Origin of the sequence: Cellulomonas sp. S1-8, assembly GCF_026184235.1 — a bacterium.
Lineage (GTDB): Bacteria > Actinomycetota > Actinomycetes > Actinomycetales > Cellulomonadaceae > Cellulomonas.
Map to the genome: position 1 here is coordinate 4433093 of NZ_CP110806.1, position 23322 is coordinate 4456414.

At 72.1% G+C, this 23322-nt stretch carries 34 protein-coding genes; 19 read left to right on the forward strand and 15 right to left on the reverse strand.

The window, feature by feature from the left end; genetic code table 11:
* Positions 1-37: 37 nt before the first annotated feature.
* Positions 38-691, forward strand: a complete 654-nt coding sequence (locus tag OKX07_RS19995) for a DUF4145 domain-containing protein (RefSeq protein ID WP_265629753.1) — start codon at positions 38-40, stop codon at positions 689-691.
* Positions 688-1263, forward strand: coding sequence for a hypothetical protein (locus tag OKX07_RS20000; RefSeq protein ID WP_265629754.1), 576 nt, complete (start codon positions 688-690; stop codon positions 1261-1263). The genes OKX07_RS19995 and OKX07_RS20000 overlap by 4 nt, the downstream gene beginning before the upstream one ends.
* Before the next feature lie 527 nt (positions 1264-1790).
* Here the strand turns inward: OKX07_RS20000 and OKX07_RS20005 are convergent.
* From OKX07_RS20005 to OKX07_RS20015, 3 genes are all read right to left on the reverse strand, one after another.
* Positions 1791-2261: a hypothetical protein gene (locus tag OKX07_RS20005; RefSeq protein WP_265629755.1), complete on the reverse strand. Its 471-nt coding sequence runs from the start codon at positions 2259-2261 to the stop codon at positions 1791-1793.
* A 293-nt stretch (positions 2262-2554) separates the two neighbouring features.
* Positions 2555-3454, reverse strand: a complete 900-nt coding sequence (locus tag OKX07_RS20445) for a putative immunity protein (RefSeq protein ID WP_322746806.1) — start codon at positions 3452-3454, stop codon at positions 2555-2557.
* A 94-nt stretch (positions 3455-3548) separates the two neighbouring features.
* Positions 3549-4211 (reverse strand): Type 1 glutamine amidotransferase-like domain-containing protein, encoded by a 663-nt coding sequence (locus OKX07_RS20015; protein WP_265629756.1) that lies wholly within the window; start codon positions 4209-4211, stop codon positions 3549-3551.
* A 214-nt stretch (positions 4212-4425) separates the two neighbouring features.
* Here OKX07_RS20015 and OKX07_RS20020 point away from each other — a divergent pair, with 214 nt between their 5' ends.
* The 3 genes from OKX07_RS20020 to OKX07_RS20030 all read left to right on the forward strand — a co-directional run bounded on the left by OKX07_RS20020 (position 4426) and on the right by OKX07_RS20030 (position 5644).
* Positions 4426-4551 (forward strand): hypothetical protein, encoded by a 126-nt coding sequence (locus tag OKX07_RS20020; RefSeq protein WP_265631981.1) that lies wholly within the window; start codon positions 4426-4428, stop codon positions 4549-4551.
* Positions 4552-4566: 15 nt separating this feature from the next.
* Complete coding sequence (locus OKX07_RS20025; protein ID WP_265629757.1) at positions 4567-5139, forward strand: sugar O-acetyltransferase; 573 nt, start codon at positions 4567-4569, stop codon at positions 5137-5139.
* Positions 5140-5227: 88 nt separating this feature from the next.
* On the forward strand, positions 5228-5644 hold the full coding sequence (locus OKX07_RS20030) for a cupin domain-containing protein (RefSeq protein ID WP_265629758.1): 417 nt from the start codon (positions 5228-5230) through the stop codon (positions 5642-5644).
* A 57-nt stretch (positions 5645-5701) separates the two neighbouring features.
* Here OKX07_RS20030 and OKX07_RS20035 read toward each other — a convergent pair whose 3' ends face one another.
* Positions 5702-6559: a Gmad2 immunoglobulin-like domain-containing protein gene (locus OKX07_RS20035; RefSeq protein WP_265629759.1), complete on the reverse strand. Its 858-nt coding sequence runs from the start codon at positions 6557-6559 to the stop codon at positions 5702-5704.
* A gap of 107 nt (positions 6560-6666) precedes the next feature.
* On the opposite strand from OKX07_RS20035, the gene OKX07_RS20040 reads away from it, so the two are divergent.
* Together OKX07_RS20040 and OKX07_RS20045 are read left to right on the forward strand one after the other, a co-directional pair.
* Positions 6667-7095: a hypothetical protein gene (locus OKX07_RS20040; RefSeq protein ID WP_265629760.1), complete on the forward strand. Its 429-nt coding sequence runs from the start codon at positions 6667-6669 to the stop codon at positions 7093-7095.
* An 85-nt stretch (positions 7096-7180) separates the two neighbouring features.
* Positions 7181-7771 (forward strand): hypothetical protein, encoded by a 591-nt coding sequence (locus OKX07_RS20045; RefSeq protein ID WP_265629761.1) that lies wholly within the window; start codon positions 7181-7183, stop codon positions 7769-7771.
* Between the two features lie 47 nt (positions 7772-7818).
* Here the strand turns inward: OKX07_RS20045 and OKX07_RS20050 are convergent, their stop codons facing one another.
* Complete coding sequence (locus tag OKX07_RS20050) at positions 7819-8106, reverse strand: hypothetical protein (protein WP_265629762.1); 288 nt, start codon at positions 8104-8106, stop codon at positions 7819-7821.
* Between OKX07_RS20050 and OKX07_RS20055 the strand changes: the two genes are divergently transcribed.
* A complete protein-coding gene (locus OKX07_RS20055; RefSeq protein WP_265629763.1) occupies positions 8093-8227 on the forward strand; it encodes a hypothetical protein in 135 nt (44 codons plus the stop codon). The two genes, OKX07_RS20050 and OKX07_RS20055, sit on opposite strands and share 14 nt — an antisense overlap.
* Before the next feature lie 233 nt (positions 8228-8460).
* Here OKX07_RS20055 and OKX07_RS20060 read toward each other — a convergent pair whose 3' ends face one another.
* On the reverse strand, positions 8461-9114 hold the full coding sequence (locus tag OKX07_RS20060) for a hypothetical protein (protein ID WP_265629764.1): 654 nt from the start codon (positions 9112-9114) through the stop codon (positions 8461-8463).
* Positions 9115-9276: 162 nt separating this feature from the next.
* Between OKX07_RS20060 and OKX07_RS20065 the strand changes: the two genes are divergently transcribed.
* From OKX07_RS20065 to OKX07_RS20080, 4 genes are all read left to right on the forward strand, one after another.
* Positions 9277-9807: a sigma factor gene (locus OKX07_RS20065; RefSeq protein ID WP_322746807.1), complete on the forward strand. Its 531-nt coding sequence runs from the start codon at positions 9277-9279 to the stop codon at positions 9805-9807.
* Positions 9783-9926 carry a hypothetical protein gene (locus OKX07_RS20070; protein ID WP_265629765.1) on the forward strand — a complete coding sequence of 48 codons (144 nt, stop codon included), beginning with the start codon at positions 9783-9785 and terminating at the stop codon, positions 9924-9926. The genes OKX07_RS20065 and OKX07_RS20070 overlap by 25 nt, the downstream gene beginning before the upstream one ends.
* Position 9927: 1 nt before the next feature.
* Entirely contained in the window at positions 9928-10746 is an 819-nt protein-coding gene (locus OKX07_RS20075; protein ID WP_265629766.1) for a hypothetical protein, read from the forward strand.
* 139 nt (positions 10747-10885) lie between these two features.
* The gene (locus OKX07_RS20080; RefSeq protein ID WP_265629767.1) at positions 10886-11743 is read left to right on the forward strand and encodes an NAD-dependent epimerase/dehydratase family protein; all 858 of its coding nucleotides are present in this window, start codon (positions 10886-10888) and stop codon (positions 11741-11743) included.
* Between the two features lie 17 nt (positions 11744-11760).
* Here the strand turns inward: OKX07_RS20080 and OKX07_RS20085 are convergent, their stop codons facing one another.
* A complete protein-coding gene (locus OKX07_RS20085) occupies positions 11761-12309 on the reverse strand; it encodes a TetR/AcrR family transcriptional regulator (RefSeq protein ID WP_265629768.1) in 549 nt (182 codons plus the stop codon).
* A gap of 84 nt (positions 12310-12393) precedes the next feature.
* On the opposite strand from OKX07_RS20085, the gene OKX07_RS20090 reads away from it, so the two are divergent.
* Positions 12394-13317, forward strand: coding sequence for a ketopantoate reductase family protein (locus OKX07_RS20090; RefSeq protein WP_265629769.1), 924 nt, complete (start codon positions 12394-12396; stop codon positions 13315-13317).
* Positions 13318-13411: 94 nt separating this feature from the next.
* On the opposite strand, the gene OKX07_RS20095 is transcribed toward OKX07_RS20090, so the two are convergent.
* Both OKX07_RS20095 and OKX07_RS20100 read right to left on the reverse strand, forming a co-directional pair.
* Positions 13412-14341: an SDR family NAD(P)-dependent oxidoreductase gene (locus OKX07_RS20095; protein ID WP_265629770.1), complete on the reverse strand. Its 930-nt coding sequence runs from the start codon at positions 14339-14341 to the stop codon at positions 13412-13414.
* Positions 14338-14976 (reverse strand): NAD(P)-dependent oxidoreductase, encoded by a 639-nt coding sequence (locus OKX07_RS20100; RefSeq protein ID WP_265629771.1) that lies wholly within the window; start codon positions 14974-14976, stop codon positions 14338-14340. The genes OKX07_RS20095 and OKX07_RS20100 overlap by 4 nt, the downstream gene beginning before the upstream one ends.
* Before the next feature lie 61 nt (positions 14977-15037).
* Here OKX07_RS20100 and OKX07_RS20105 point away from each other — a divergent pair, with 61 nt between their 5' ends.
* A complete protein-coding gene (locus OKX07_RS20105) occupies positions 15038-15616 on the forward strand; it encodes a TetR/AcrR family transcriptional regulator (RefSeq protein ID WP_265629772.1) in 579 nt (192 codons plus the stop codon).
* 80 nt (positions 15617-15696) lie between these two features.
* Here the strand turns inward: OKX07_RS20105 and OKX07_RS20110 are convergent, their stop codons facing one another.
* Both OKX07_RS20110 and OKX07_RS20115 read right to left on the reverse strand, forming a co-directional pair.
* Positions 15697-16074 (reverse strand): hypothetical protein, encoded by a 378-nt coding sequence (locus tag OKX07_RS20110; protein ID WP_265629773.1) that lies wholly within the window; start codon positions 16072-16074, stop codon positions 15697-15699.
* 68 nt (positions 16075-16142) lie between these two features.
* Entirely contained in the window at positions 16143-16838 is a 696-nt protein-coding gene (locus tag OKX07_RS20115) for a hypothetical protein (protein WP_265629774.1), read from the reverse strand.
* A 286-nt stretch (positions 16839-17124) separates the two neighbouring features.
* Here OKX07_RS20115 and OKX07_RS20120 point away from each other — a divergent pair, with 286 nt between their 5' ends.
* Complete coding sequence (locus tag OKX07_RS20120) at positions 17125-17583, forward strand: ricin-type beta-trefoil lectin domain protein (protein WP_265629775.1); 459 nt, start codon at positions 17125-17127, stop codon at positions 17581-17583.
* Positions 17584-17689: 106 nt separating this feature from the next.
* Here OKX07_RS20120 and OKX07_RS20125 read toward each other — a convergent pair whose 3' ends face one another.
* Entirely contained in the window at positions 17690-17926 is a 237-nt protein-coding gene (locus OKX07_RS20125; protein WP_265629776.1) for a PIN domain-containing protein, read from the reverse strand.
* Positions 17927-18195: 269 nt separating this feature from the next.
* Here OKX07_RS20125 and OKX07_RS20130 point away from each other — a divergent pair, with 269 nt between their 5' ends.
* Positions 18196-18795, forward strand: coding sequence for a GrpB family protein (locus OKX07_RS20130; RefSeq protein WP_265629777.1), 600 nt, complete (start codon positions 18196-18198; stop codon positions 18793-18795).
* A gap of 25 nt (positions 18796-18820) precedes the next feature.
* On the opposite strand, the gene OKX07_RS20135 is transcribed toward OKX07_RS20130, so the two are convergent.
* Together OKX07_RS20135 and OKX07_RS20140 are read right to left on the reverse strand one after the other, a co-directional pair.
* Positions 18821-19285, reverse strand: coding sequence for a universal stress protein (locus OKX07_RS20135; protein ID WP_265629778.1), 465 nt, complete (start codon positions 19283-19285; stop codon positions 18821-18823).
* A gap of 2 nt (positions 19286-19287) precedes the next feature.
* On the reverse strand, positions 19288-20757 hold the full coding sequence (locus OKX07_RS20140; protein WP_265629779.1) for an APC family permease: 1470 nt from the start codon (positions 20755-20757) through the stop codon (positions 19288-19290).
* 252 nt (positions 20758-21009) lie between these two features.
* On the opposite strand from OKX07_RS20140, the gene OKX07_RS20145 reads away from it, so the two are divergent.
* The 3 genes from OKX07_RS20145 to OKX07_RS20155 all read left to right on the forward strand — a co-directional run bounded on the left by OKX07_RS20145 (position 21010) and on the right by OKX07_RS20155 (position 22609).
* Complete coding sequence (locus OKX07_RS20145) at positions 21010-21213, forward strand: hypothetical protein (RefSeq protein WP_265629780.1); 204 nt, start codon at positions 21010-21012, stop codon at positions 21211-21213.
* A gap of 212 nt (positions 21214-21425) precedes the next feature.
* Positions 21426-21968 (forward strand): NUDIX domain-containing protein, encoded by a 543-nt coding sequence (locus OKX07_RS20150; RefSeq protein ID WP_265629781.1) that lies wholly within the window; start codon positions 21426-21428, stop codon positions 21966-21968.
* Positions 21965-22609, forward strand: a complete 645-nt coding sequence (locus OKX07_RS20155) for an HAD family hydrolase (RefSeq protein WP_265629782.1) — start codon at positions 21965-21967, stop codon at positions 22607-22609. The genes OKX07_RS20150 and OKX07_RS20155 overlap by 4 nt, the downstream gene beginning before the upstream one ends.
* 393 nt (positions 22610-23002) lie before the next feature.
* Here OKX07_RS20155 and OKX07_RS20160 read toward each other — a convergent pair whose 3' ends face one another.
* On the reverse strand, positions 23003-23149 hold the full coding sequence (locus OKX07_RS20160; protein ID WP_265629783.1) for a hypothetical protein: 147 nt from the start codon (positions 23147-23149) through the stop codon (positions 23003-23005).
* Between the last annotated feature and the right edge of the window lie 173 nt (positions 23150-23322).

The following is a 23322-nucleotide window of genomic DNA, read 5'->3' on the forward strand; positions in this document are numbered from 1 at the left end:
CCCAGGGCGCACCGTGTAGAGCACTACCCTGCTTCGCATGGCGTACAAGCCCAACCTGGCGATGAGGTCATGCGGACATTGTGGGCTCCGACGGGCTCAGTTCCAGACCGTCGGGACCGACGTCAAGATCCTGCGCTCCAACGGCAGCATCAGATGGTTCTCGATCCTCGCGTGCCCGGATTGCGCAGGCCTCACGGTGGTCGAGACCTACGACGAGACAATGACCGGCGTGATGCAGAGTTGGCCGGAACGGCCTGAGGCACGCGCCTCCGTAGACCACCTGCCTGCGGATGTGGCGCGCTACTACGCCGATGCTCAGCGCGTTCTCGACGTTGGCGTGCCCGATGCGGCAGCAGTACAACTGCGGCGGACCCTGGAAGCCGCAGCGGCCCACCATGACCAGGACCAGCGCGTGCTGGTGCAGCGCATCCAGGCACTCATCGACGCAGGACTGGTGACGAGGCCATTCGGTGAGGCCCTTGACCTCATCCGGAAGGTCGGCAACCAGGGCGCGCACGCCAGCGATGAGCACGTAGACCAGGCGTCTGCTGAGCGCGCCCTGCGCTTCACGACCCAGTTGCTGCGCAACCTGTTCGAAGTACCCGAGGAACTGCGCCTGGCCCGAGCGGAAGCCAACGCCGGAGACGGCGGTCCGCAGGATGGCGTGAGCACTACGTCTGGCGACGAATGACCTGGTGGCAGACGCTGATCGTGGCAGGCGTGTCGGGCGTCATCGCGCCAATATTCCTGTGGCTCCAGCAGAACGGGCAGAACCGCCGGGAGGCCGAGCGGCACCGCGCCGAACTAGAGGAACGGTCGCGCGCGACAGCCACCGCCGCGCTGGAGCGCGACAGGGAGCAGCGCCGTGAGGCGTATCTGGCTGCCCTGCGGACCGTGAGCCAGTTCCGAGCGACCGTCGCCGGGCGCATGACCAAGATCGCGCAGGCCGACCTCTCCGACCGCATCGACCTGACCACCAGAGACTTCTGGGGATCCGGACAGGCGCCGACTGTCCCCGCAGAGGCGTACGGGGCTGCGCTAGACGCCGTGACGGCCGCTGGCCTGAGCGCAGATTCCGACCAGATGCGTGCCGCCGTCGATTACCTGCGCGAGCAACTGGAACTCATGGCGACATCGATGACTGGGACCTCACAAGAGGTGACCTGGGCTGCTGCGAACTGGCACGACCTCCAGCGCGCCACGAAGCAGTTCGCGGAGGCTGCCCGCGTCGATCTAGATGCGCACCGAGACGCAGCGGTCTGACCCCATCGGCAGCGTCCGGCCGGATCGTCCGGGCGCGCCCGCCCCCCCGGCTAGTCCTGGGCCCGGCGGGACACCACGGGCCCCGCGTCGGACCTCAACCCCCTCAGGTGGAGAAATTCGGCCCTCGCCGCAAGCCTCGACCCCCCCCCCCCACTTCCACCCGACGGGCCCTGAGCCGCGCGGTGGCTCGGTGCATCGCCCTGGGGCTCGATGACGCCACGACGGCCGAGACGGTGGCACGCCTGCGCGCCGAGCACTTGGCTGCAGTCGAGCACCGCCAGACCGTCGCCGCGATCCGCCAGGAGACCACCCAGGCCCGGGAGCGCATGACCGCGGCCCAGCGCCTCGCGGGGGTCGCCAGGGATCGGCTGGCGCACACTGACGCCGCGCTGCGAGCCAAGGTGCTGGGGCTGCTCGATGTGCGCGCCCAGGTCGTCAGCCACGACGGCCAGGACCTGCACCTGCGGGTCACCGGCTCGGTCGCTCACGACCTGCTCATGACCGGGCTGGAGGACATGGCACCTGCCTCACTGGCTACAGGGAGTAGGGGTGCTGCGTTGGGCCCACTCGTACAGGTCGGTGTGACGCCGCGCCGCCACCACGACGAACCCGAGCAGGTGCGCCGTGCGGGCGATCTCGGCGACCTGCGCGTCGGTGGGCCGAACAGGCAGGACGAGCTCGAGCAGACCCAACGCCTCACCGCGCTCCGTCACCGGGGCCAGCACCGTCCAGCCGTCGACGCCCGAGGGGTCCGCCGACGTGGCGGTCCCCGCCGGGGCGATCTGGACCGACTGCGTGCGCAGGGCTCGTTCGCTCGTCTCACCCCGTTGCAGCGGCTCGCTGACCGCGCGCTCCTGGCCGTCGCGCCACGAACCGCGCTCCGCGGCCGGATCGGCGTCGACGTCCTCGCCCCCACCGGCCCTCCGCGGTCCGGGGGCATCGGTCCTCGAGAGCCGCACGAGCGCCCTGCCGGACAGGTCCGCGATCAGGAAGGACACCGACGACGCGCCGAGCGTCGCCCCGAGCGCACTGGTGGCGGCCTCGACCGCCTACCGGTGAGGCGTCCTCCACCGCATCGAGCACACCACGCAGCGCGGCCTGCAGATCGAGGTCGTCGCTCATCGCTGAAGGATAGAGGTGCCGCCTCGGGGCGTCTCCCGCCGACGTGAGGCCGAGGTCATGGCGGGCCGTCGTCTCTCGGGCGATGTCGTACGACGCCGCGTTCGCCGCCACTCGTGCCACGAGACCCGTCAGAGGCAGCCGCCGGAAGGCACCCGAGGAGCGACCGCCGCTACTCCATCCAGTCAGGCTCCGGGTCCACCGTGAACCGGACCGCCGCGATCCGGGTCTCCCCCGCGAGCCACGCACGGGCGACCCGGTGTCCGCCGTCCATGAGCCCACCGTCGGCGGACAGGATGATCGGGTGGTCCAGCCGCGCCTCCTGGATCCGGCGAGCGTGCTCGGCGACGGCGCGGCACGTCGGCGGGAGGTCGGGACCGAACCAGCAGTTCATGTCGAGCTCGGCGATCGAGTCGACGTCGACCTCCACCGGCTCGAGCCCGGTCGCCGCGGCCCACAGCGTCTCGGTCCACCAGAACGCCCGCCCGTCGGGGGTCGGCCGGGAGTGCGTCTCGCGCCGGACGGGTCCTCCGGGTCGCTCGGCTGCCAGGTCCGCCTGGAGCTGCCGGATCACGGTCGCGAGCACACCCGTCGCGAGCAGCCCCGACCCGAGCGGGCCGGCCCGGTCCTCGCCCAGCAGAGGCAGACGACGCAGGGCCGCGCGGATGGCGGGGGTCATCGCCTGGAGCTGCCGGCGGACCTCCTCGTCGACCGCGTCCGCGCGGCTGGGGACCACGAGGCCGACAGCCTTGGCGGCGTAGGCGGCCGCCCCCAGCGCGTGCGCACCCATGTGCGCGACGCCCGACGCCTGCGCCGCCGCCCTGGCTGCGGCGACCGCCGCAGGAGAGCTGACGTCGCCCGCTGCGCGGCCGGCGACGAAGCGGCGACGGATCTCGTCGGCGGCACGCAGCTCGCCGCGGCTGAACGCCCGGGCGCGGGCGATCGCGTCGCGCGGGCGGTCGTCGTCCGGCGCCTCGGCCTCGAACAGGGGCAGGACGCGCTCGGCGCAGTCGGCCGCCCATGCGGCGACCGTGCGCCGATCAGCCTCACTGAGGGCCTGGGGAGAGACCACACCGACCTCCATCTCGCGTCACAGCCTGTTCGCAACGCGACCATCGTCCACCTGTCCCGCAGGATCGACGCCTGCGCCGGCCGGCCCGTCGACGTCACCGACCGAACCGGACCCACCGCCCTTCGGAGACGACCTCGACGGCGCCGTCGACCACCGCGATCGCCGTCTGCTCGTCGATGGCGTAGGCCGGGCAGCCGATGCCGGCGGCCCACCGCTCGGCGTGGGCCAGGGTGTTCGACGGGAAGGCGTCGAGGTGCGGGAAGATCGCGAAGTCGACGATGCCGAGGGTGCGGTCGTCCGGGGCGGCCGGCCACTCGACGAACCACGACCCGATCCGCGGCGTCATCACCATGCTGCCGGCGCTCACGCCGACCCACACCGTGTCGGGCAGGGAGGGCAGCAGGCCGGCCAGTCCCGACTCCCGCATCCAGTGGGACAGGTAGGTCGCGTCGCCGCCGTCCACGAGCAGCACGTCGGCCTCCTGCACCCACGGCACCCAGCGCTCGGCGCCGATCGTCGGCAGGGCCGTGAGCTCGAGGACGCCGAGCGATGCCCACCCCAGGCCGGTGAGGAACCGGAAGTCGGGCTCCGCGGCGATCAGCCCCCGCACGCCTCCGGGACCGCACGACGGGTGCCCCCACTGCGCCGTCGGGATGCACAGGGCCCGGCTCTCGGCGACCGGCTTGCCGAGCATCCGCTCGAGCGCCGCGTGGATGCCGGCGTTGGTCACGCCGCCTGACGTCAGGAGGAGCTTCACGGTTCCTCGCCTTCGTGGGTGGACGACGGGTCGGAGTGATGACTCGGCTCCGAGCGCGATGTCATCGGGTCCGGCGCACGACGGCGGGCCGACGCTGCGGCGACGAAGCCCTGCGATCAGCAGGTCGAACGCTCGGGCGCGCCCGACCTCGGCAGGTGCTCAGGTCGACGCCGGTAACGTCCCCTCCACAGGCACCGAGCCCGGCCGGGTGCTGATGGTCTACACCGCCGAACCCGGCTCGTCCTCGGCCGAGCGCCTCCGCCTGCTCGCCTCCTGGGGCGCCGACGCCGCGCACGCCGACGCGTCGTCGACGGGCACAGGCACCACGCACCTCCTCTGACGACGGGACCAGCAGATGAACCTCCACGACTTCCTCGACCACGTGCGCACCGGAGCGGTCATCGAGGGCGGCTCGGCGCACCACGCCTTCCTCGTCGAGGCGGCCCAGGACGCGATGCGGATCACGGCCGAGCTCAACGGCGGCTACCGCACGCCCGACGAGGTCAGGGACCTGCTGTCGCAGCTGACGGGCCGCACCGTGCCGCAGTCCGTGACGCTCTTCCCGCCGTTCCACTGCGAGTTCGGCAAGAACCTCACGCTCGGCGACGACGTCTTCATCAACATGGGCTGCACGTTCCAGGACGCCGGCGGCATCACCATCGGCGACGGCACGCTCATCGGCCACGGCAGCACCGTGGTCACCCTGAACCACGCGGTCGACCCCGCCCGACGTGCCGACACGATCCCCGCACCCGTCGTCATCGGCCGCAAGGTCTGGCTCGGTGCGGGCGTCACCGTCGTCCCCGGCGTCACCATCGGCGACGGCGCGATCGTCGGCGCCGGTGCGGTCGTCACCAAGGACGTACCGGCCGACGCGATCGTGGCGGGCGTCCCCGCCCGGCTGATCCGGATGACGGGAGCATCATGAGAGTCACGACGCACCACGGCGCTCTCGGCCTCGCCCTGACGCCCTCCCGACCCGCACGCACCCCCATCACCAGAGGAGGACGACCACGATGAGGCTCACGAGGAGTGGCGGCCAGACCGCCGCCGGACGCCAGGACTGGTTCACCGGCACCGTCCACATCGACGGCATCCGCGAGCCCGACGACCGGTCCGCCGTCGGCAGCGCCCACGTGCGTTTCGCCCCCGGCGCCCGCACCGCCTGGCACAGCCATCCACACGGGCAGACGCTCTACGTCACCGACGGCATCGGCTACGTCGCCACCCGCGGTGGCGAGGTCCACGAGATCCGCCCCGGCGACGTCGTTCACATCGAGCCCGGTGAGGAGCACTGGCACGGGGCCACGCCCACCCGCTTCATGGCACACATCGCGATCCACGAGGCCGACGACCAGGGCCAGGTCGCCACGTGGCTCGAGCACGTCCTCGACAGCGAGTACGACCAGGGCGCCGACCCGCGCCCGTCGTGAGCCTGCGGCGCGGCGAGCTCGGACAGTGCTGGCCCGGCCCCGTGCGCGGGAGGCGGTTCAGGACACCGTGACGGCCTTGCTGTCGCTCATCGGGGTGCCCCCCTCGCCGTCCGACGGGTCCGACTCGCTGATGACGACGGTGTACTCACCCGGCTCCAGCTCGAGCACGAACTCGTACGGCGCGAAGGTCTGGCCCTCGGCCGTCGTCGTGAAGCCCGTGAGCACCTCGGCACCTGCGACGTCGAGCACCGACCAGAGCAGGTTCGCCTCGAACACCGCAGCATCCCCGCTGACCGTCACGGGCGAGGTCACGGTCGCACCGTCCTGCGGGTCGTCGATCTGCACCAGCAGACGCACGTCGAGCGGGTCCGCGCGGGTGACCGGCTCGTCCCACATCATCGCTCCCCACAGCTCCCCGGCCGGCTCACCCTCGATCGTCAGCATCACCGCCAGGGACTCGTCACCGGCGGCGTCGGTCGCGGTGTACACCAGCTGCTGGATCATCAGCGCCGCGCCCGGCGAGCCGATGTTCGCGGTGCGGGCGTCCTCGCTGAGGTCGACCGTCAGGGTGCCCTCGTCGATGTCGACGCCGAGCACGGTGGTGGACGGGTCCCACGACGTGGAGTAGTCGGGGTCGCTCGGCCCGGCGATCATCTGCTCCACCGCGAGCCGGACGGCGTCCTCCCCGCCGGCGTCGGCCGCCTCCCGGGCCAGCCGGAGTCCGGCGCGCGTGTCGAGCACGTAGTAGACCCCAGCGTCCGACGGCGCCGCGGGCGGATCCGGGTCCGGCGTCGGCTCGACCGTCGGCGCGGTGGTCGCCGGCCCCGTCGGTCCGGACGTCGGCTCGTCCCCCGGACCGCCCGTGCACGCGGTGAGCAGGACGAGCAGGACGAGAAGAGCTCCGGTGCGGCGCATCTCAGGGCCTCCCCCTCTGGACCACAGCCTCCTGCGATCGTCGCACCACAGGTGCGGCGGCGCTACCGAGCGGGCCACGCCCCGGCGGCGTGGTCGAGACTGTGCGGGTGAACCCGGTCCGAGTCGACGAGATCCTCGACGTGTTCCTGCTGTCCGGGGCGCTGTCGTCGGTCGTCGTCGTCTGCTGGGTCGTCTCGTGGTTCCTGCGCCCGTCCTCGCCGAGGCGGTCGGACCGGCCGGCATGGGTCGCCGTCGGAGGGTTCGCAGCGAGCCTGGTCGCCGGCGTGATCGCCTTCGTGTTCTTCACGGGGGGCTCCGCCGAGATGGGCTCGCTGCGTTCGTCGACGTTCTTCGTGCTGACGTTCAACGCCGTCGTGACGGCCGGTGTCAGCTGCGCGCTCCTCCTCGTCACCTATGTCGTCGATCTGGTGCAGTGGGCGTGGGGGCGCAGGGCCGCAGGGCGGGCTGCGGGCACCGGCCCCACCCCCCGTTCCCGGTCCGACGTTTCCCGCATGTCGGAGCCGCCTGCCGTCTAGGGTGGCGAGCGCTCGGCCGGACGTCGCGTCCGGCCCCGGGACACGGTCGGCGTGCCTCGACACCCCCGAGCTCCCCGGAGGACCGATGACGCCGCGCACGAGCACCACCGGCTCCTCGCGCCGCACGGCTGCCCTCGGGGTCGTCGCGGTGACCTTCACGGTCGGGGTGGCCGGGGTCGGTTGCGCGTCCGCGAGCGCCGACCGACCGGCCGCTGGTGTCACGGCGGGTGACGCCGCGCCTCCGGCACCCGGCGACGACGCGGTCCCGACGACGGACGCCCCGCCGGTGGCCGACGGCCTCGCGGGGGCGGACGAGTACACGCAGGAGCGGTCCGACGCGTTCTGGGGTGCGGGCTACTACATGGAGGACGCGTTCGTGCTGGCCGAGCTGTGGGACGTCCCCCTCCTCGAGGCGAAGGGGCGGGCGGGGCAGCTGCTGCTCGACGAGCAGCCGGTGCCGGTCGCGCCGGGCTCGTCGCTCGACCTGACGGATCCCGAGACCATCGAGATGCTCGGGATGGAGAAGTACTGGGACGGGGGCTACACGCACGAGGACGGCGCCTCACTCGCCGCGCTGTGGGACATGGACGTCTACGAGGCCAAGGCCACCGCCGGCCGGATGCTCTACGACGGGCAGCCGCTCCCGATCCCCCCGAGCGGCACCCCGGAGTCCTGACCTCGCGAGTGTGGTCGTGACGGATGCCGACCACGCGTCTCCGGGGTTCAGGGTCCCGAGGCGGAGTGCCGTCGGCTCCAGGCGGGCTGACGGTCTGGAGTGGGTGACGCCGACTTCTCGACGTCCAACGCAAGCTTCAGCCGCTCGATGCCGTCCGCACCGCCGTCGACTGCCCGCCACGACGTGTCGTGGCTGACGTTGCCGAGCATGTTGGCGATCCGGGCCCGGTCCGACCTCGTCGCGGCGGCGATGTCGTCGCTGGGGCGAATCAGCGTCGCCAGCGTCACGAAGTCCAGCACATGCCGCCGGCGCCCTTCGTCGATGACGATCTCCAAGGCTGCCGCCTTTGGCGACGAGCGCGCCGAGCAGGCTCGGCCGTCGCACCAACCCGTCTCGACCCATCACCGCGACCCCGACGTCCTCAGCGCGGTCGACGGCCTGCTGCAAGCCGGGTGACTCGAGCGTCGTCGCTCCGGTGACCGTGCGTCGTGCCGGACTGCCCGGGGCGAGCCCGCGCGGGATCAGCACGTCGAGGGTGGCGTCGTCCTCGCGCCAACGGTGCTGGTGACCCTGCCAGGTCGTGCCGTCCGGCTCGAACCCCAACACCTGGAGTGCGGCCGTGAAGTCGTTGAGCGAGCGTGGGTGCGCGCGCACGTCCATCCCGTCACGCATCGCAGGAAGGTGAACTGTCACGGACGACCTCTCACGACAGTGCGAATCAAGTCTCGAGCTCTCGTGCGTTCGCGTGGTCCGCCGTGCTCGGCAAGGTCAGCCGCCACTTGCAGCCGCGACGGCGAGGCTGGCACCAACGGCGACGAGTGCAGCCAGACGTTCGCGTGAGCATCGGAGGCCTCGACCAGCAGGTGCCTTCGGACAACCTTGCGCACGTCATCCTCGTGGACGTACGCCTCGACGTCTGACCCGGCGGACATCCCGGCACGCGCGTCGCTCACTCCGGACAGCACGAGCTCGTCGTCACGAAGGAGCGCGTCCGGCTGCGGCGCCCTGTACGAGTGGCGCGCCGCTCTGTTCCGCACGAGCGCCTGCAACAGCGACTCGGGTTCAGGGTCGGATGCGAGCCGCGCCAGGTGCTTCTTCAGGCGGTACAGGTCGCCGGGCGAGACCCACTCTGGTCGCTGGTCGTCGGCCAGCAGCAGCAGCCCCCAGGCCATACGCGGTGCCATGGGACGTCCCGCCCGGCGCGGCATTGCCAGCAGCGCATTCGGATCGAGGATCACGTGCTGGTTGCCGACCTTGCGTGAGGGCACCCGACCCGATCTCACGAGTGCGCCGACACGAGCGTGGCTGAGCTTGGCTGCGCGCGCGGCCTCGGACACGCTCATCTCCACACCTCGCCACCCATCAGCCATGCGCACAACCATAGCAAGATGACAATAGTTGTGCGCATGCTTGGTCGCACCGACGATCTCATCTGCTCGTGGCGGTCATCGAGGCTGCGGTCTCGCGACGACCCGATCACGGCTCACGAGGGACACGCCGCTGGGGTGATGTCGTCGGTGCGGTACAACGTTCGCCCCACGTCGTTCGTCAAGGGGCGAGGACAACGCGACAGCGATGCCCGTCGGACAGGAGAAGACGTGAGAGACACCGCGAGGGACATCGCGTTGACGGGCCTGGTCCGTGACCGGGGTGCCGAGCTGACTCGCTACGCCTACGCGTTCACCGGCGAGCTGACCGCGGCGCAGGACCTGCTCCAGGAGGCGCTGGTGAAGGTCTTCGTCCGCACGCGTGCCGGGCTGGATGCCGAGGTGCTGGAGGCGTACGTGCGACGTGCGATCGCGACGACCTACATCGACGGCTATCGCCGTGCGCGGACCTTCGAGGCGAAGCGTCACCTCAGCGCCCGGCCCGACTCGACGGCCGGGCCCGAGGTCCATGCGCCGGAGCGGCTCGACCTTCACGCTGCGCTCGCGACCCTCGGTCGTCAGGAGCGCGCGGCCGTCGTCCTGCGCTACTTGACGACCTCACCGTCGCCCAGATCGCGGAGGTCATGCACCTGGCCGAAGGCTCGGTGAAGCGCTACCTGTCCAACGCGGTCCGTCGGCTCGAGGACCGCCTCGGGCCGCTCGATCCCCCGTCTTCCCACGACGACCACGTCGCCGTGGTCCGTCGCGCACAGGACAGGAGCGCCTGACATGGGCTACGACCTTCGCACCGCGCTGCACCAGTACACCCACGACCCGGACCCCGCGGCGCTCGCCGTCGACCCGGCACCGGTCGGCGCCCGCGTGCGCCGGGGTCGGATGGTGCGGACCGCCACGACGGGCACGATCAGCGCGGCCGCTGCCGTCGTCCTGGTGGCGGCGGCCTACGGCCTGACGACGCTGCCGACGACGGACCGCACTCCCGTCGCACCGGCGTCCCCGTCGGACTCGGCCGTCCAGCCGAGCGCCACGCCGACGCCGAGCGCCACGACCCCCACCTCCGAGCCCGGGCCGACCACGACGCCCCTCCCCGGCGACCCCGGCGCAGCGCAGGTACCCGTGTTCCGGTCCGGTGCCCGGGTGTCCGACTTCCCGGCGAACGCCCCGGAGGCGGCCGTCGTCGCCTACCTGACCGAGCGCCTCGGCGTCGAGCCGGAGACGGAGGCCGAGGCGGCCTGCCCCACGAGCGGACTGCCCGGGCGCATCCTCGGGTGGCCGGGTACCGGTGTGGGGGTGCGGGTCCGCACCACGGACGACGCCGGCGGCACCGTCGACCCCTACATCGCGACGTGGACCCTGATGGAGCCGTCCGCGACGCTCGGGCTGGCGACCGAGGCCGGGCTCACCGCGGGGGCCCCTCGTGAGCGGGTGCTCGAGGTGTATCCCGATGCGACGTACGGCGAGGACGAGCTCAGCAGCGGTGGGGACTGGTGGTTCGAGGCCACCGACGCGGGCGGGAGCATCCTCGTCATCGGCGCGGGCGAGAACCCGATCTACCGCATCGAGAGCGGGCACGGCTGCGGGGAGTGAGCAACCGCGCTGCTGGGCGGCTCGCGCGCACGACGCCGGCGCTCGACCCGGCATCCCTGACCCCACCGTGATGGGATGTCGGGATGACGCAGCCGTCGACGCACCCGGTCCTGCCGCCGTCGCACGTGGGGCTCGACGCATGAGCCGCGTCGTGGTGACCGGCGGGAGCGGCAAGCTCGGGCGCGCGGTCGTCGAGCACCTGGCGACGCACGGGTACGACGTGGTCAACGTCGACACCGCGCTCCCGCCACAGGGCCAGCAGGCGGTGTTCAGCCGGGTCGACCTCACCGACCTGGGCCAGGTGACCGAGGCGTTCACGGGCATCGACGACCGGTACGACGGTGTCGACGCGGTGGTCCACCTCGCGGCCATCCCCGCGCCGGGCCTGCGCCCGAGCGGTGCGACGTTCGCGAACAACGTCGTCGCCACCCACCACGTGTTCAGCGCCGCCCGCCGCGCCGGCATCAGGAACGTCGTCTGGGCCTCCAGCGAGACCGTCCTCGGCCTGCCCTTCGACACGCCGCCGCCGTACGTCCCGGTCGACGAGGAGTACGCCGTCCGCCCGGAGAGCACTTACTCGCTCGGCAAGGCGGTCGAGGAGGAGATGGCCCGGCACTTCACACGCTGGGACCCGGACCTCAAGCTGATCGGCCTGCGGTTCTCCAACGTGATGGACGTCGGCGACTACGCCGCGTTCCCGGGCTTCGCGGCCGACCCGCGCAGCCGGATCTGGAACCTGTGGGGCTACATCGACGCCCGCGACGGCGCCCTCGCGGTGCGGCTGGCGCTCGAGAGCGACCTGCGCGGGTTCGAGGCGTTCGTCATCGCGTCACCCGACACGGTGCTGGAGCGGCCGTCGGCGGAGCTCATCGCCGAGTACTTCCCGGACGTCCCCGTGACCCGCCCGATCGAGGGCCGCGAGACGCTCCTGTCCATCGACAAGGCCCGTCGCCTGCTGGGGTACGACCCGCAGCACACGTGGCGCGACGAGGTCTGAGGCGCTGCTACGCGACGTCAGGCCGTTCTCAGCCCGGCGAGCAGGAGCTCCACAGCGGCGCGCGACTCCGATGCCCAGTGCGGCCGGTCGGTCGCCGATCCGATGCCGTGCAGCACGATCATGACCGCCCCGACGGCCACGTCGTCGCGGACCGCGCCGTCGCCGGCCGCGCGAGCCAGGAGGTCGGCGACCGTGCGCTCCAGCTCCATCCCGCCGTCGGCCTGCACCACCGGGTCCACGACGGCGGCGAGTGCACGCGCGAGGCCGGCGTGCGCCACCAGGTACTCGACGAACCCGCGCAGGAAGGCGTCGAGGTTCTCGACGGCGGTCCGCGTCGGGTCGCGGGCCTGGTCGCAGAGCGCGGCCACCTCGCCCTCGTACACGGCCGCGGCCAGCGCCTCGCGTGTGGGGAAGTGCCGGTAGAGCGTCCCCACCCCCACGCCGGCACGCGCCGCGAAGTCGTCGAAGCGCACGTGCTCGTCCTGGTCGAACACGTCCCGCGCGGCCGCCACGATCGCGTCCCGGTTGCGTCGCGCATCCGCTCGCAGGGCGCGGACCTCGGCCACGATGAGCCCTCTCGTTGACAACTGGAGACTGCCTCCATATCGTCGTAAGTGGAGACAGGCTCCATCTTACGGAGAGGGTCCGTCATGCGCATCCTGATGTTCGGTCGTGGGGTGATCGCGACGATCTACGGTCGCGTGCTGCACGCCGCCGGGCACGACGTCGAGTTCTACGTGCGTCCGGGTCGCGCTGCGCAGTACGGGGACGAGGTGCAGCTGGACTGGATCGACGGGCGCCGCAAGCCGTTCGGCCGGCGGGTGCGTGAGTCGTTCCGGACCCCGTTGCGGGAGTCCCTCGACCCGGGCCACGGCTTCGATCTGATCGTCCTCAGCGTCGGGCACCATCGTCTCGCCGAGGCAGCCGCGTTCCTCGCTCCCCGACTGGGCACGGCGACGGTGCTCGTGTTCGGCAACCTCTGGGAGGAGCCGCTCACCGCCGCCGCACCGATCCCCGCCGACCAGCTCGTGTTCGGGTTCCCGCAAGGGGGCGGCGGTCTCGGCGACGACGGCGTGCTGTCGGGCGCGATCCTGCCCGCCGTCCTCATCGGCACGACGGACGCTCCGCCGACTCGGCGGGAGCAGGAGGTGATCGCCGCCTTCCGCCAGGCAGGCCTCGCCGTCCGGCAGGAGAAGGACATGCGCGGGTGGCTGTGGCTCCACTTCATCGCCGACGCCGGCATGTTCGACCAGGCGATACGCAGCGGGTCGCTGGCGCACATGATCGGAGACCGTCGGGCGTTCCGCGACGCGTTCGTGACGACTCGCGAGCTGCTGCCCGTCATCGAGGCTCGGGGCGTCGACCTGCGCCGGCACCGCGGCGCGACGACGCCGTTCCGGCTGCCCGGCCTGGTCGCCGCGGCGTCCGGGTGGGCGACCTCCCTGATCCCGCTGGCTCGCAGGAGCCTCGCGGCGCACACGGATCCGCACACCACGGAGGCGCGCGCCGTCCTGGCGGACACGCTGCGCGAAGCGCGCCGGCTCGGCATCCCCACCCCGCGCCTCGAGCGGTGAGCTCAGCTTCCTCGGTGCCGACGGCGACCTCCGCCGCGGGCGGCGCGATCAGCCCCGGCCTCGTGGGTGCGCGAGCGATCGATCGACACGGGCATCACCCCTGGTCCGCGAGGCCGTAGTGGCGCCGGGCGGCAGCCCAGACGCGCGCCCGCACCGTCCGGTCGTGGGAGACCGGCGGGGTGGTGGCGCGCCGGTCGCGGTCGAAGTACGCGCCCGTCGTCCCGGCGAGCGCGGGGTCGGTCGCGAGGCGCAGCGCGGCCCGCGCACCGTCGGCCGGGGTGAGCATGGTGCGCCGGATCAGGCCGCCGAGCGGCGTGAGCCAGCGGGGCACGAGGTCGTCGATGATGTCGGTCGCCACGATGCCGGGGTGGGCCGCGTTGACGGTGACGCCGCGGTCCGCGAGCCGGTCGGCGAGCTCGTACCCGGCGATCACGGCCAGCAGCTTCGCGCGGGCGTAGGCCTCGAACGGGACGAAGCCTGCGGCGGGGTTGAGCGCCCGCACGTCGTCGAGCTGGGACGGGTCCAGGGCGGCGGGCCGCGCGCGTCCCCCGAGCTTGATCTGCCGGGTGTCGTTGAGGGAGTCCGACGCGACGCCGACGACGCGGCCGCCGCCGCGGACCAACGGCTCAGTCAGCAGCGCGCTGAGGCCGAAAGCCGCGAGATGGTGGAGCGCCACGTGCCGCTCGACGCCGTCCACCGACAGGGCGTGCTGCGCGAAGTGCGCCCCCGCGTTGTTGACCAGCAGGTGCAGCACCGGGTGCTCGGCGGCGATGCGCTCGGCCGCGGCGACGACGTCGGCGCGGCGCGTGAGGTCGCCCTCGACGACGCGGAACCGGCCGGGTCCCGCCACCCGCGCGACCTCCTCGGCGACGTCCGCGGCGCGGCGCGCGTCCCGGGCGACGGTGACGACCGTCGCACCCCGGCGGGCGAGCTCGACGGCGATGACGCGGCCCATCCCGCCGGTCGCGCCGGTGACCAGCGCGACCCTGTCGGTGAGGTCCACCGGGGCGACGTCGGCGCTCATCGCGCGATCCGGGGAAGGCCGCGCAGGAACGCCGGGGTCTCGACCTCACGCACCAGGAAGTCGGCGAGGTCGGCGCGGGCGATGCGCGACCACAGCCGGATCGGCAGCCGCTCGCCGGTGCGGTAGCCGCGCGTCGCGGGCCCGTCGGCGAGCGCCGGGGGGCGCACGAGCGTCCAGTCCAGGCCGGACGCGGTGACGAGCTGCTCCATCGCCTCCTTGTCGCGCATCCGGTCGGCGACGCCCGCCCAGACCGCGCGCACGTACAGCGACCGGTCGCGGCTCTCGGCGACGCCGTGCGCGCTGACGACGACGAGACGGCGGACGTCGGCCGCGCGCATGGCGGGGACGACGGTGCGCAGGGCGTCCGTGCACACGGTCGTGGGCCCCTTCGGTGCGCCGCCCAGCGCGCTGACGACGGCGTCGGCACCGCGCAGCGCCGGGACGAGGCTTCGGGTGTCGGCGACGTCGGTCCACACCGCCTTGGTCATGCCCTCCCGCGCGGGCAGTGCGCCGTGGCGACGCACGACGGCGACGACGCGGTGCCCTCGGTCGAGGGCCGCCCCGACCACCCGGCCGCCGGTGGCGCCGCTCGCCCCCAGCACGACGATCCGCATCTGCGATACATTCTGTCCCATAGGGTGAGTGTGGGCTCTGGCGGGTTCTGAGTCAATCCGTCTCACAGATGGGGTGGTGCCGGTGGCGTCAACCGACCCGCGGTCCGTACGCAGCCGCGAGGCCATCCTCGACGCAGCCCGGGGCCTCCTCGTCGAGCACGGGCCGGCCGCCGTGACGCACGTCCAGGTCGCCGACCGCGCCGGTGTCGGCCGCGCCACGGTCTACCGGCACTGGCCCCAGGCGCACGATCTGCTGTCCGAGGCGATGTCCCAGGTCCCGTTCCCGTTCTTCGACGAGCCGACGACACCGGTCCGCGCATGGCTGAAGCGCAACCTCGAGGCGATCGCCGCGCAGCTCCGGCTCGTGGAGGTCCGCGCCGTGGCGACGACCCTCGCCAACGGCGCGATCTGGGACGCGGGCCTCGACGCCCGGCGGCAGGCGTTCGCCGACGCCGTCGAGGGCCGCATCGCGGCGGCCCTCACGCAGGCCGCGGCCGACGGCGAGGTCACGCTCCGCGTCGACCCGGCGTCGGCCGCCGCGATCCTGCTCGGCCCGGCGTTCTACCGCGCCACGTTCGAGGTGGCCGACGTGACGCCCGACCTCATCGAGGCGTCGCTCGACGCCGTCGGCACGTGGACGCCGGGGTGTGCCGCTCACTGAGCGGACGTGATCGCAGTGATCAGCAGGCGCTCAGCTCTACGTCGGCAGCGTCGCCCCGATAGACCCGACCGTCGACGTCGTCATGCGAGCACCCACCGGCCGACCAGGTCGAGCAGGGCCGGGCGACGGGCCGCGAGGTCTGCCGGCGCCACGGTGACCGTCCCGCGGTCCGCGGTGATCCACTCGACGAGGTCGTCGGCGGCGAACGTGAACGTCTCGGCGTCCTGCCGTACCTTCACGCCCCGGTGCAGGATCAGCTGGACCCGGTCCGTCGGGCGCAGGTTGAACGTCACACGGTCCACGCCACCGTAGGTGAAGCTCGGCGCGTTCCACTTGACCTGCTCCGCCACCCCGACGGGCAGCGACAGGATCGCCAGCCGCAGGGAGCGCACGTCGTCAGCGAGCGGGTGGTCGAGCTCATCGAGAAACGCGTCCACTGCGGGGTTGCGGTTGGTCATGTCAGCCTCTCGTCAGGAACGTCGCCTGGCCGAGGCGACCGGGAGTCTCGGGCGTCCGTGGCGGCACGCTAGGAACGCGCCGCGTCGACCGCGGCCGCGAGGGTCCGCTCCGCCTGGTCGCCGAGGTCGTGCTCGTCGAGCAGCGCGCGCGCCGCGTCGAGGTCGGGGGTCGCGTCCGCTCCGCTGCGGACGCTGAGCTCAGCGCGGTAGAGCCGCGCCTCGAACACCTCGACCGGCGGGGCGTCGGCGAACCGGATGAGCCCCGCGTCGAGCACAGCGATCGCCTGGACCTCGTCACCGCGCGCGTCACCCTGCCGTGCGGCGACGTCGATCACCCGGCCGAGGCCGTGCCGGCGCTCCGTCGGGTCGTCCTCGGACGCACCCGCGCGGTAGAAGCGGAGCCAGTTGCCGCCGACGTCCACGACCGAGAAGCCGGTCGCCGTGCCGGCCTTGCGGCGCGGCGGCAGGAGGCGCGGGATGCCCTTGATCGGCACCTTGCCGTACCGCTCCCGCAGCCCGGCCTTGAACGCGTCGTGCCGTTCACCGGGCTCGGCGACGGTGATGACGGTGCTGCCGTACGAGGCGGCCGGGTCGAATCCGTCGATGGTGAACAGGTGGATCGCGATGTCGTCCAGCTCCACGACCGCGCAGGGGTTGGGGCGGCGCTGCTCGAAGGTGACCCTGAACCCGAGCGCACGGTAGAACACGAGCGCCTCGTCCAGGTCCGCGCACGGCAGCATCGGGTAGGTACGTTCGCCGGCCATCAGGTCCCCCTCGGCGAGGCGCGAGCAGCCCGGACGGCGCACCCTCGCCCACAGGAACGGATCGGGTGGTCAGACTATCCACGCCGTTCCGGCGAGCGCACATGGCACGGGGGTCCGCGGCCGGGGCGTCCACCTCGTGTCCGCGCCGGATTCTCAGAGGATTCTGTAACTCGACGAGCACAGTAGGTAGTGCAAAGTTCCACTATCTCTACGGATCGACGTCACCGCCGACGTCATCAGGTGTCGGCGCGACCGTCCGATCTCCCTCGTGAGAAGGAGCCCGACGATGGTGCGGAAGATCATCTCGACCCTGGCGGCATCCGCCCTGCTGGCCCTGAGCCTGTTCGGCGCGGCGCAGCCGGCACAGGCCGCCGCGTCCGGCAGCCAGCTTCGCAACAAGGACACCGGACTGTGCGTCGACCGTCGGGAGCACCCCGAGCGGCCGGTGGCGGCGTTCACCACCAAGTGCAACGGCTCGGCCACGCAGCGCTGGGTCTACTCGGCGGCGGACCAGACCATTCGCACCCCGGACGGCCGGTGCCTGGCCACCGGGAGCTCCTCCGGAATCTTCGTCACGGCCTGTGACAGCGGCCTGCTGGTGCGTTGGGGACAGACCAGCGACGGCCGTATCCACCAGCTCGACTGGGGCATCGGCTGCATCGAGGACTTCCGCACGGCCACGCTCACCTGGGGCGCCTGCACCAACAGCCCCAACGAGGTCTGGTCGCCGCTGGCGACCGTCTGACCCTGTCGGGTGCGGCCGGCCCCGCGCCGATGTCGAGATGCGGGGCAGATCGACTGCCCGAGGGGGGTCCGGGGCCTCAGGCGCACGGCGGTGGCTCGACCCTCTGCTACGGCGCGCGGACCTCGAGGACGTCGTCGAGGCCCGTGAAGTCACCGACGTTCCTCGTGACCAGCACGGCGCCGTGAGCGTGGGCCGTCGCCGCGATCAGCAGGTCGAACGCCCGGGCACGCGGCTGCCGCCCGGCCGCGATCGCCTTCGTCGCCAGCAGGGCGTAGGACGACGCGACCGTGTCGTCGATCGGCAGGGCGGCCAGCGCGCTCTCGGCACTCGACAGGACCCGCATCCGCGCGCCGCCCTGCTCTCGGGTGTGCGCGCGATCAGGACCCCGAAGCGCAGCTCGGCCAGCGTCGCCATGCTGATCGCGGCTTCATCGCCCGTGGTGGTCGGCACCAGCCCGTCGATCAGGATGTTCGTGTCGAGGATCAGCCTCACCGGTGGGTGCCGCGCTCGAACGGATCGGTCGCGGCGCCGTCGACCAGCGCCATGTCCTCGTTCCAGTGAGGCCAGCGCTGGGGTCGACCACCGGGTTTCGCGGGCCGCTAGCCTCGGACGGTGGTCAGCGCCGAGGAGATCGTCCGCCATCACCCTGACGACCCCGACGGCGCCGAGTGGCTCGTGCCGTCCCCGCCGGCCGACGTCGTCATCGTCGAGTACGACACCCGCTGGCCCGCCGCGTACGAGGCGCTCGCCGACCTCGTCCGGGAGGCGCTCGGCGACGCGGTGCTCGCGCTCGAGCACGTCGGGTCCACGTCGGTCCCCGGCCTGGCGGCGAAGTCGATCGTCGACCTCGACCTGACCGTCGCCGACTCGACCGACGAGCCGAGCTACGTGCCGGCGCTGGAAACCGCAGGCTTCACGCTCGTCCTGCGCGAGCGCGGCTGGCACGAGCACCGCCTCCTCGTCTCGGACACCCCGCAGGCCAACCTGCACGTGTGGAGCCCGGACAGCCCCGAGGCCGTCCGCCACGTGCTCCTGCGCGACTGGCTGCGGGAGCACCCGGAGGATCGTGAGGCCTACGCAGCTGCCAAGCGCTCGGCCGCTGACCGCCTGCGCATGGCAGGGGGTGGTCGGACGGCGGACTACAACGAGCTGAAGGCCCCGGCGATCCGCGAGATCCTGGACCGGCTCTTCCACGCGCACGCCCTGCTCTGACCCGGCGGGCGAGGTACACGACAGCTCAGCCGGCGCCGCGCTCGCTGTTCGAGGTCGGGCGGCAGACCAGCACCGGGCAGGGCGCGGAGTGCTGCACGCGCGAGGCGGTGCTGCCGAGCAGGATCGTCCTGGTCAGTCCCCGGCTGCCCGAGGCCAGGGAGATCAGGTCGGCGTCGACGTCCTCCGCTGCCCGGATGATCTCCTGCGCGGGCGAGCCGCTGCGGATCTCCTTGTGGACGGTGGGCCCCCACCCGTCGAACTCCGCGGCGACGATGTCGACGGCGGTGCGGGCCTCCTGCGTGAAGCTGAGCCCGGCGAGCTCGGTCGGCTGCTCGGCGCCCAGCTCGTTGGCGAAGGGGACGGCCGCGTAGGGGCTGACCACGGCGACGACCGTCAGGTCGGTGATCTCGCGGGAGTCGGCGATCCACTTGAACTGCCGGGCCGCGACCAGCGAAGCCCGCGAGCCGTCGGTGGCGACGATGACGTGCATGGTCAGGGCTCCTTGTGCGCAGCGGATGGTCCGGGAGCAGCGACGTCGTCGGGCTCGGCTTCCGGTGGGCGTCGGGGCGTCGTGCCGCGGAACTTCTCGAGCAGGTAGAGCACGAGGCCGACGGCCAGCAGGCCGCCCACCCACAGGAGCGCCGCCGGGTCGTCGATCAGCGTGTACACCAGCACGGCGACGTTGCCGACGATGCCGGCGAACAGCAGCGGCGTGCTCGCCCGGTAGGTGTCCGCCGTCTCGTCGTTGCCCCGCAGCTTCAGGCAGGCGACGATCACGAGCGCGTAGATGAAGAGCAGGAACACCACGGTGATCGTCGCGAGGCGGTCGACGACGTCGAGCCGGTCGTCCACGGGCAGCCCGGCCTGGCTCGCGCGGATCGCCGCCCCGATCACTAGCAGGGCACCGACGACGGCGGCGCCGAAGAGCAGCGCGACGTACGGGCTGCGGCGCGTCGGGTGGATCTTGGCGAAGACCGAGGGCACGACGTCCTCGCGAGCCATCCCGTACAGGATCCGGGACTGCGCGACGACGGTGACCAGGGCGGTGTTGCTGATCGCGATCATGGCGACCAGCCCGAAGACGACCAGCATGATCGCGGCCGGGACGAAGAAGAGGTCGGCGCGGATGACCTCGAGCAGGGTCTCGCCGGCGAGCGTCTCGATCGGGACCGCGAGGGCCGCCGAGACGGAGACGAGCACGTAGACCACGCCCGCGGTCAGCATCCCGCCGATCAGCGCCCGCGGGAAGGCGCGCGAGGGGTCGACGGTCTCCTCGGCGACGTTGGCGGCGTTCTCGAAGCCGGTCATGGCGAAGAAGGCCAGCGAGACGCCCGCGAGCACCGCCAGGACGGGCGAGCCCTCCGCGCTGAACTCCAGCAGCACGCCCGGGTCGTTGACGCCGTTCACCAGCGCGATCACGCCGATCGCCACGACGACGACCAGGCCGCTGAGCTCGATGAACGTCATGACGACGTTCGCCACCACGGACTCGGTGATCCCGATCAGGTTGATGACCGTGATGAGCGCCACGAAGAGCAGCGCGACGCCGGTGCCTATCCAGATCGACTCCTCCGACAGCCCGACGAGGTCGCTGAAGTAGCGCACGAACCCCGAGGCCAGCGACCCGACCGCGGCCATGTTGGCCGAGAGCATGCAGATCGTGATGAAGAACGTCAGCAAGGGCTTGCGGAAGGCCTTGTGCACGTAGAGCGAAGCGCCGGCCGCCTTCGGGTACTTGGTCACCAGCTCGGCGTACGCGAGGCCGGTGACGGCGGCGATCGCGACGCCGGCCAGGAAGGCCATCCAGAAGGCGCCGCCGACGGCCGCGGCGACCAGGCCGACGAGCACGTAGATGCCCGAGCCGAGGACGTCGCCGACCACGTAGAAGTACAGCTGCCGGGCGGTGATCGAGCGCTTGAGCTCGCTGCGCCCCGTGAGGTCCTCGGTCGCGGGAGTGGCCATGCGATCGACCGTACTGTGATGTGTGTTACACGCGCGTTCCAACTTCTCGCACGGCGGTCAGGCTCCGGGTACTCGACGTGGAGGCCGCGCCCGGGGGCTGCCGTCGAGCGACCCGCCTGAGTCCCTCGCGCCCTCGGAGCCCGTCTCCGGTCGCGGGCGTCGTGGCCGTGCGCCATGATCCGGTTGCTCCCGATTCACCCGAAACGTCGGATCCTCCGGCAGGCCGCCGGACCCCTCCCCCTTGGAGTTCTCATGCTCGCGCTCGTCGCTGCCGCGATCTTCGCCCTCGCCCTGCTCCTCGACCTCGTCGAGGCGAACGTCGGGGACGCTCTGACCCCACAGACGCTGATGTTCGTCGGTCTGTTCTTCCTCGCGCTGCACCTGGGAGGACTTGGCGGCGCGTCGCCGGTGAACGGCGGCTGGCGGGGGCGTGGGGGGACGTCCCGCCGGCGGTAGGGGCTCGTACCACCCGCTCCCGTCATCACGCCGGAACGCACCAAGAGGTCACGACGCGCTCGGCGCGTTCGTGGCCTCTTGGTGCATCCGGGAGGAGCAGCACGGGCGGCTCATTCCTGCCTCGGTCAAATCAATCTTGCATTTCGACATCTCGACATCAACTGTCGAGATGCGGCGCACATTGACCGCTGACGTGCGGGCTACCTTGAACCGTGGAGCGCTCAGCGCAGAGCTCGGTCCAAGTACGAACGGCCGCCGCACGGTCGCTCGCTGCTGACGATCGCGATCCGGCAGGTATCCGGGTGACTCCGGCGGCCACTTTCGGCAACGATGAGGACGTGGACGGGCGGAAGCGGGTGGCGGCGATCATCGTCCGCGACGGGTCGGTGCTGATGGTCCGGGAACGTGGGCGAGGGCCGCAGGGGCGACACGACGGCCCGGAGTACTGGACCCTGCCGGGGGGCGGGGTTCACGACGGTGAGGATCTGACCGTGGCGGTGAAACGTGAGGTCCTCGAGGAGACCGACCTGACCTGCACGTCGGTCCGTGCCGTGTTCGAGTTCCCGTACCCCTCAGGGTGGACGACTGTCTTCCGGGTGGAGGTCGACCCCGCGAGCGAGCCGGTGCTCGGCACCGATCACGACCTCGAGTGCGACTGCCCGAGGATGGTCGGCCTCGACTGGATCCCGCTGACCCAGGACCTCGGCGACGACGCAGGACTCGCCGTCCCGGTGATGCTCATGCGTTCGCCGTGAAGAGCTACATCCTCTTCGACCACGACGGCGTCCTCGTCGACACCGAGCACTGGTACTGGACGGCGGGCGAGCGAGCCTTGGCCGACGTCGGGGTGGTCCTGGACAAGGCGCAGTACCTGAGCGACATGACCCGGGGGCTGGGAACGTGGGCCCAGGCCAGGGCGGCGGGTGTCGACGAGCCGACCATCGACCGACTCCGCGTCGCGCGCGACGGCTACTACCAGGAGTACCTGCGCACGCAGCCCATCGAGATCGACGGAGTTGTCGACGTGCTCGCCGAGCTGTCGCGGCATGCGCGTCTGGCCGTCGTGACGACTTCCAAGCGCGCGGACTTCGACCTCATCCACGAGAGACGGCAGATCCGCGCGTTCATGGACTTCGTCCTCGTCCGTGAGGACTACCAGCGCGCCAAGCCCGACCCGGAGCCGTACCTTGCCGGACTGCGGCGCTTCGGCGCCGCACGATCGGACACCCTGGTCGTGGAGGACTCGGCCCGTGGGTTGAGGTCCGCGGTGGCGGCCGGCATCGACTGCGCAGTCGTGGACAACCGCTTCACACGTGACAGTGACTTCTCGGGGGCGCGGTACCGCATCGATACGCTGAGAGAGCTCGGCGACATCGTCCGAGGAGATGCCGGCTGACGACCTTCGAGCCAGGTGCGCGACCGGTCCGGCTCTCCGGGCTCCTCGTCGAGCCAGGGTGGCCCGTCATGGCCGACGGTCCCGACGCCACGTCCGCTGCCCGTCCCCCGTACAGACAGCATGCCGCGGGCTGCCGATTAGTTCGCGCGCCGTACCTAATAAACCTGTCGCGGATTTTCAAAGTAGGCGGGATCTCGCCCGATTCTCAAAGTCTCTTGCTGTCGAGATGCAGGACAGATTGACCGGGGCTGGGCGTCGCACTTTGACCGGTCACCGGTCTCGACCGGTCACCAGTCAATGTGTGCAGTCTGCTCAGTGGGTGCCCGGCTCGGCGGAGGTGCGGGCTGCTGTCCCGCCACGATCGTCGGCGTGGGCCAGCAGCGAGGACGGGCGTCAGCGGGACCGACGCGTGACGAGGGCGACCAGCTCCCGGCTGCAGCCCAGCACCTCCGCGATCTCGGAGTAGCTCCACCGCGCGGCGTCCTCGCCGCGGAGCTGGAGGATGAGGCGGTCGCGCTCCAGGCGGTACCGCGCGGCCACCTCGTCCGCCTCGGCAGCCTTGCGATGGAGCTCGCGCGCCCGGGCGGCCCGAGGATCCGAGGCGCCCCGACGGGACGGCCGCAGGGGTGTGTCCGAAGGCGCGGGCGCCGACCGTGGGGGCGCCGACCGTGGGGCGGCCCCGTGGTCGGTGCCGCCCCCGGCCGGCGCGTCGG

Coding starts and splice junctions, on each gene's coding strand:
- OKX07_RS19995 (WP_265629753.1), top strand. CDS start 38: ATGGCGTACAAGCCCAACCTGGCGATGAGGTCATGCGGACATTGTGGG.
- OKX07_RS20000 (WP_265629754.1), top strand. CDS start 688: ATGACCTGGTGGCAGACGCTGATCGTGGCAGGCGTGTCGGGCGTCATC.
- OKX07_RS20020 (WP_265631981.1), top strand. CDS start 4,426: ATGGTCTACACCGCCGAACCCGGCTCGTCCTCGGCCGAGCGCCTCCGC.
- OKX07_RS20025 (WP_265629757.1), top strand. CDS start 4,567: ATGAACCTCCACGACTTCCTCGACCACGTGCGCACCGGAGCGGTCATC.
- OKX07_RS20030 (WP_265629758.1), top strand. CDS start 5,228: ATGAGGCTCACGAGGAGTGGCGGCCAGACCGCCGCCGGACGCCAGGAC.
- OKX07_RS20035 (WP_265629759.1), bottom strand. CDS start 6,559: ATGCGCCGCACCGGAGCTCTTCTCGTCCTGCTCGTCCTGCTCACCGCG.
- OKX07_RS20045 (WP_265629761.1), top strand. CDS start 7,181: ATGACGCCGCGCACGAGCACCACCGGCTCCTCGCGCCGCACGGCTGCC.
- OKX07_RS20055 (WP_265629763.1), top strand. CDS start 8,093: ATGACGATCTCCAAGGCTGCCGCCTTTGGCGACGAGCGCGCCGAGCAG.
- OKX07_RS20060 (WP_265629764.1), bottom strand. CDS start 9,114: ATGAGCGTGTCCGAGGCCGCGCGCGCAGCCAAGCTCAGCCACGCTCGT.
- OKX07_RS20070 (WP_265629765.1), top strand. CDS start 9,783: ATGCACCTGGCCGAAGGCTCGGTGAAGCGCTACCTGTCCAACGCGGTC.
- OKX07_RS20075 (WP_265629766.1), top strand. CDS start 9,928: ATGGGCTACGACCTTCGCACCGCGCTGCACCAGTACACCCACGACCCG.
- OKX07_RS20080 (WP_265629767.1), top strand. CDS start 10,886: ATGAGCCGCGTCGTGGTGACCGGCGGGAGCGGCAAGCTCGGGCGCGCG.
- OKX07_RS20090 (WP_265629769.1), top strand. CDS start 12,394: ATGCGCATCCTGATGTTCGGTCGTGGGGTGATCGCGACGATCTACGGT.
- OKX07_RS20095 (WP_265629770.1), bottom strand. CDS start 14,341: ATGAGCGCCGACGTCGCCCCGGTGGACCTCACCGACAGGGTCGCGCTG.
- OKX07_RS20100 (WP_265629771.1), bottom strand. CDS start 14,976: ATGGGACAGAATGTATCGCAGATGCGGATCGTCGTGCTGGGGGCGAGC.
- OKX07_RS20110 (WP_265629773.1), bottom strand. CDS start 16,074: ATGACCAACCGCAACCCCGCAGTGGACGCGTTTCTCGATGAGCTCGAC.
- OKX07_RS20115 (WP_265629774.1), bottom strand. CDS start 16,838: ATGGCCGGCGAACGTACCTACCCGATGCTGCCGTGCGCGGACCTGGAC.
- OKX07_RS20120 (WP_265629775.1), top strand. CDS start 17,125: ATGGTGCGGAAGATCATCTCGACCCTGGCGGCATCCGCCCTGCTGGCC.
- OKX07_RS20125 (WP_265629776.1), bottom strand. CDS start 17,926: ATGCGGGTCCTGTCGAGTGCCGAGAGCGCGCTGGCCGCCCTGCCGATC.
- OKX07_RS20135 (WP_265629778.1), bottom strand. CDS start 19,285: ATGCACGTCATCGTCGCCACCGACGGCTCGCGGGCTTCGCTGGTCGCG.
- OKX07_RS20140 (WP_265629779.1), bottom strand. CDS start 20,757: ATGGCCACTCCCGCGACCGAGGACCTCACGGGGCGCAGCGAGCTCAAG.
- OKX07_RS20145 (WP_265629780.1), top strand. CDS start 21,010: ATGCTCGCGCTCGTCGCTGCCGCGATCTTCGCCCTCGCCCTGCTCCTC.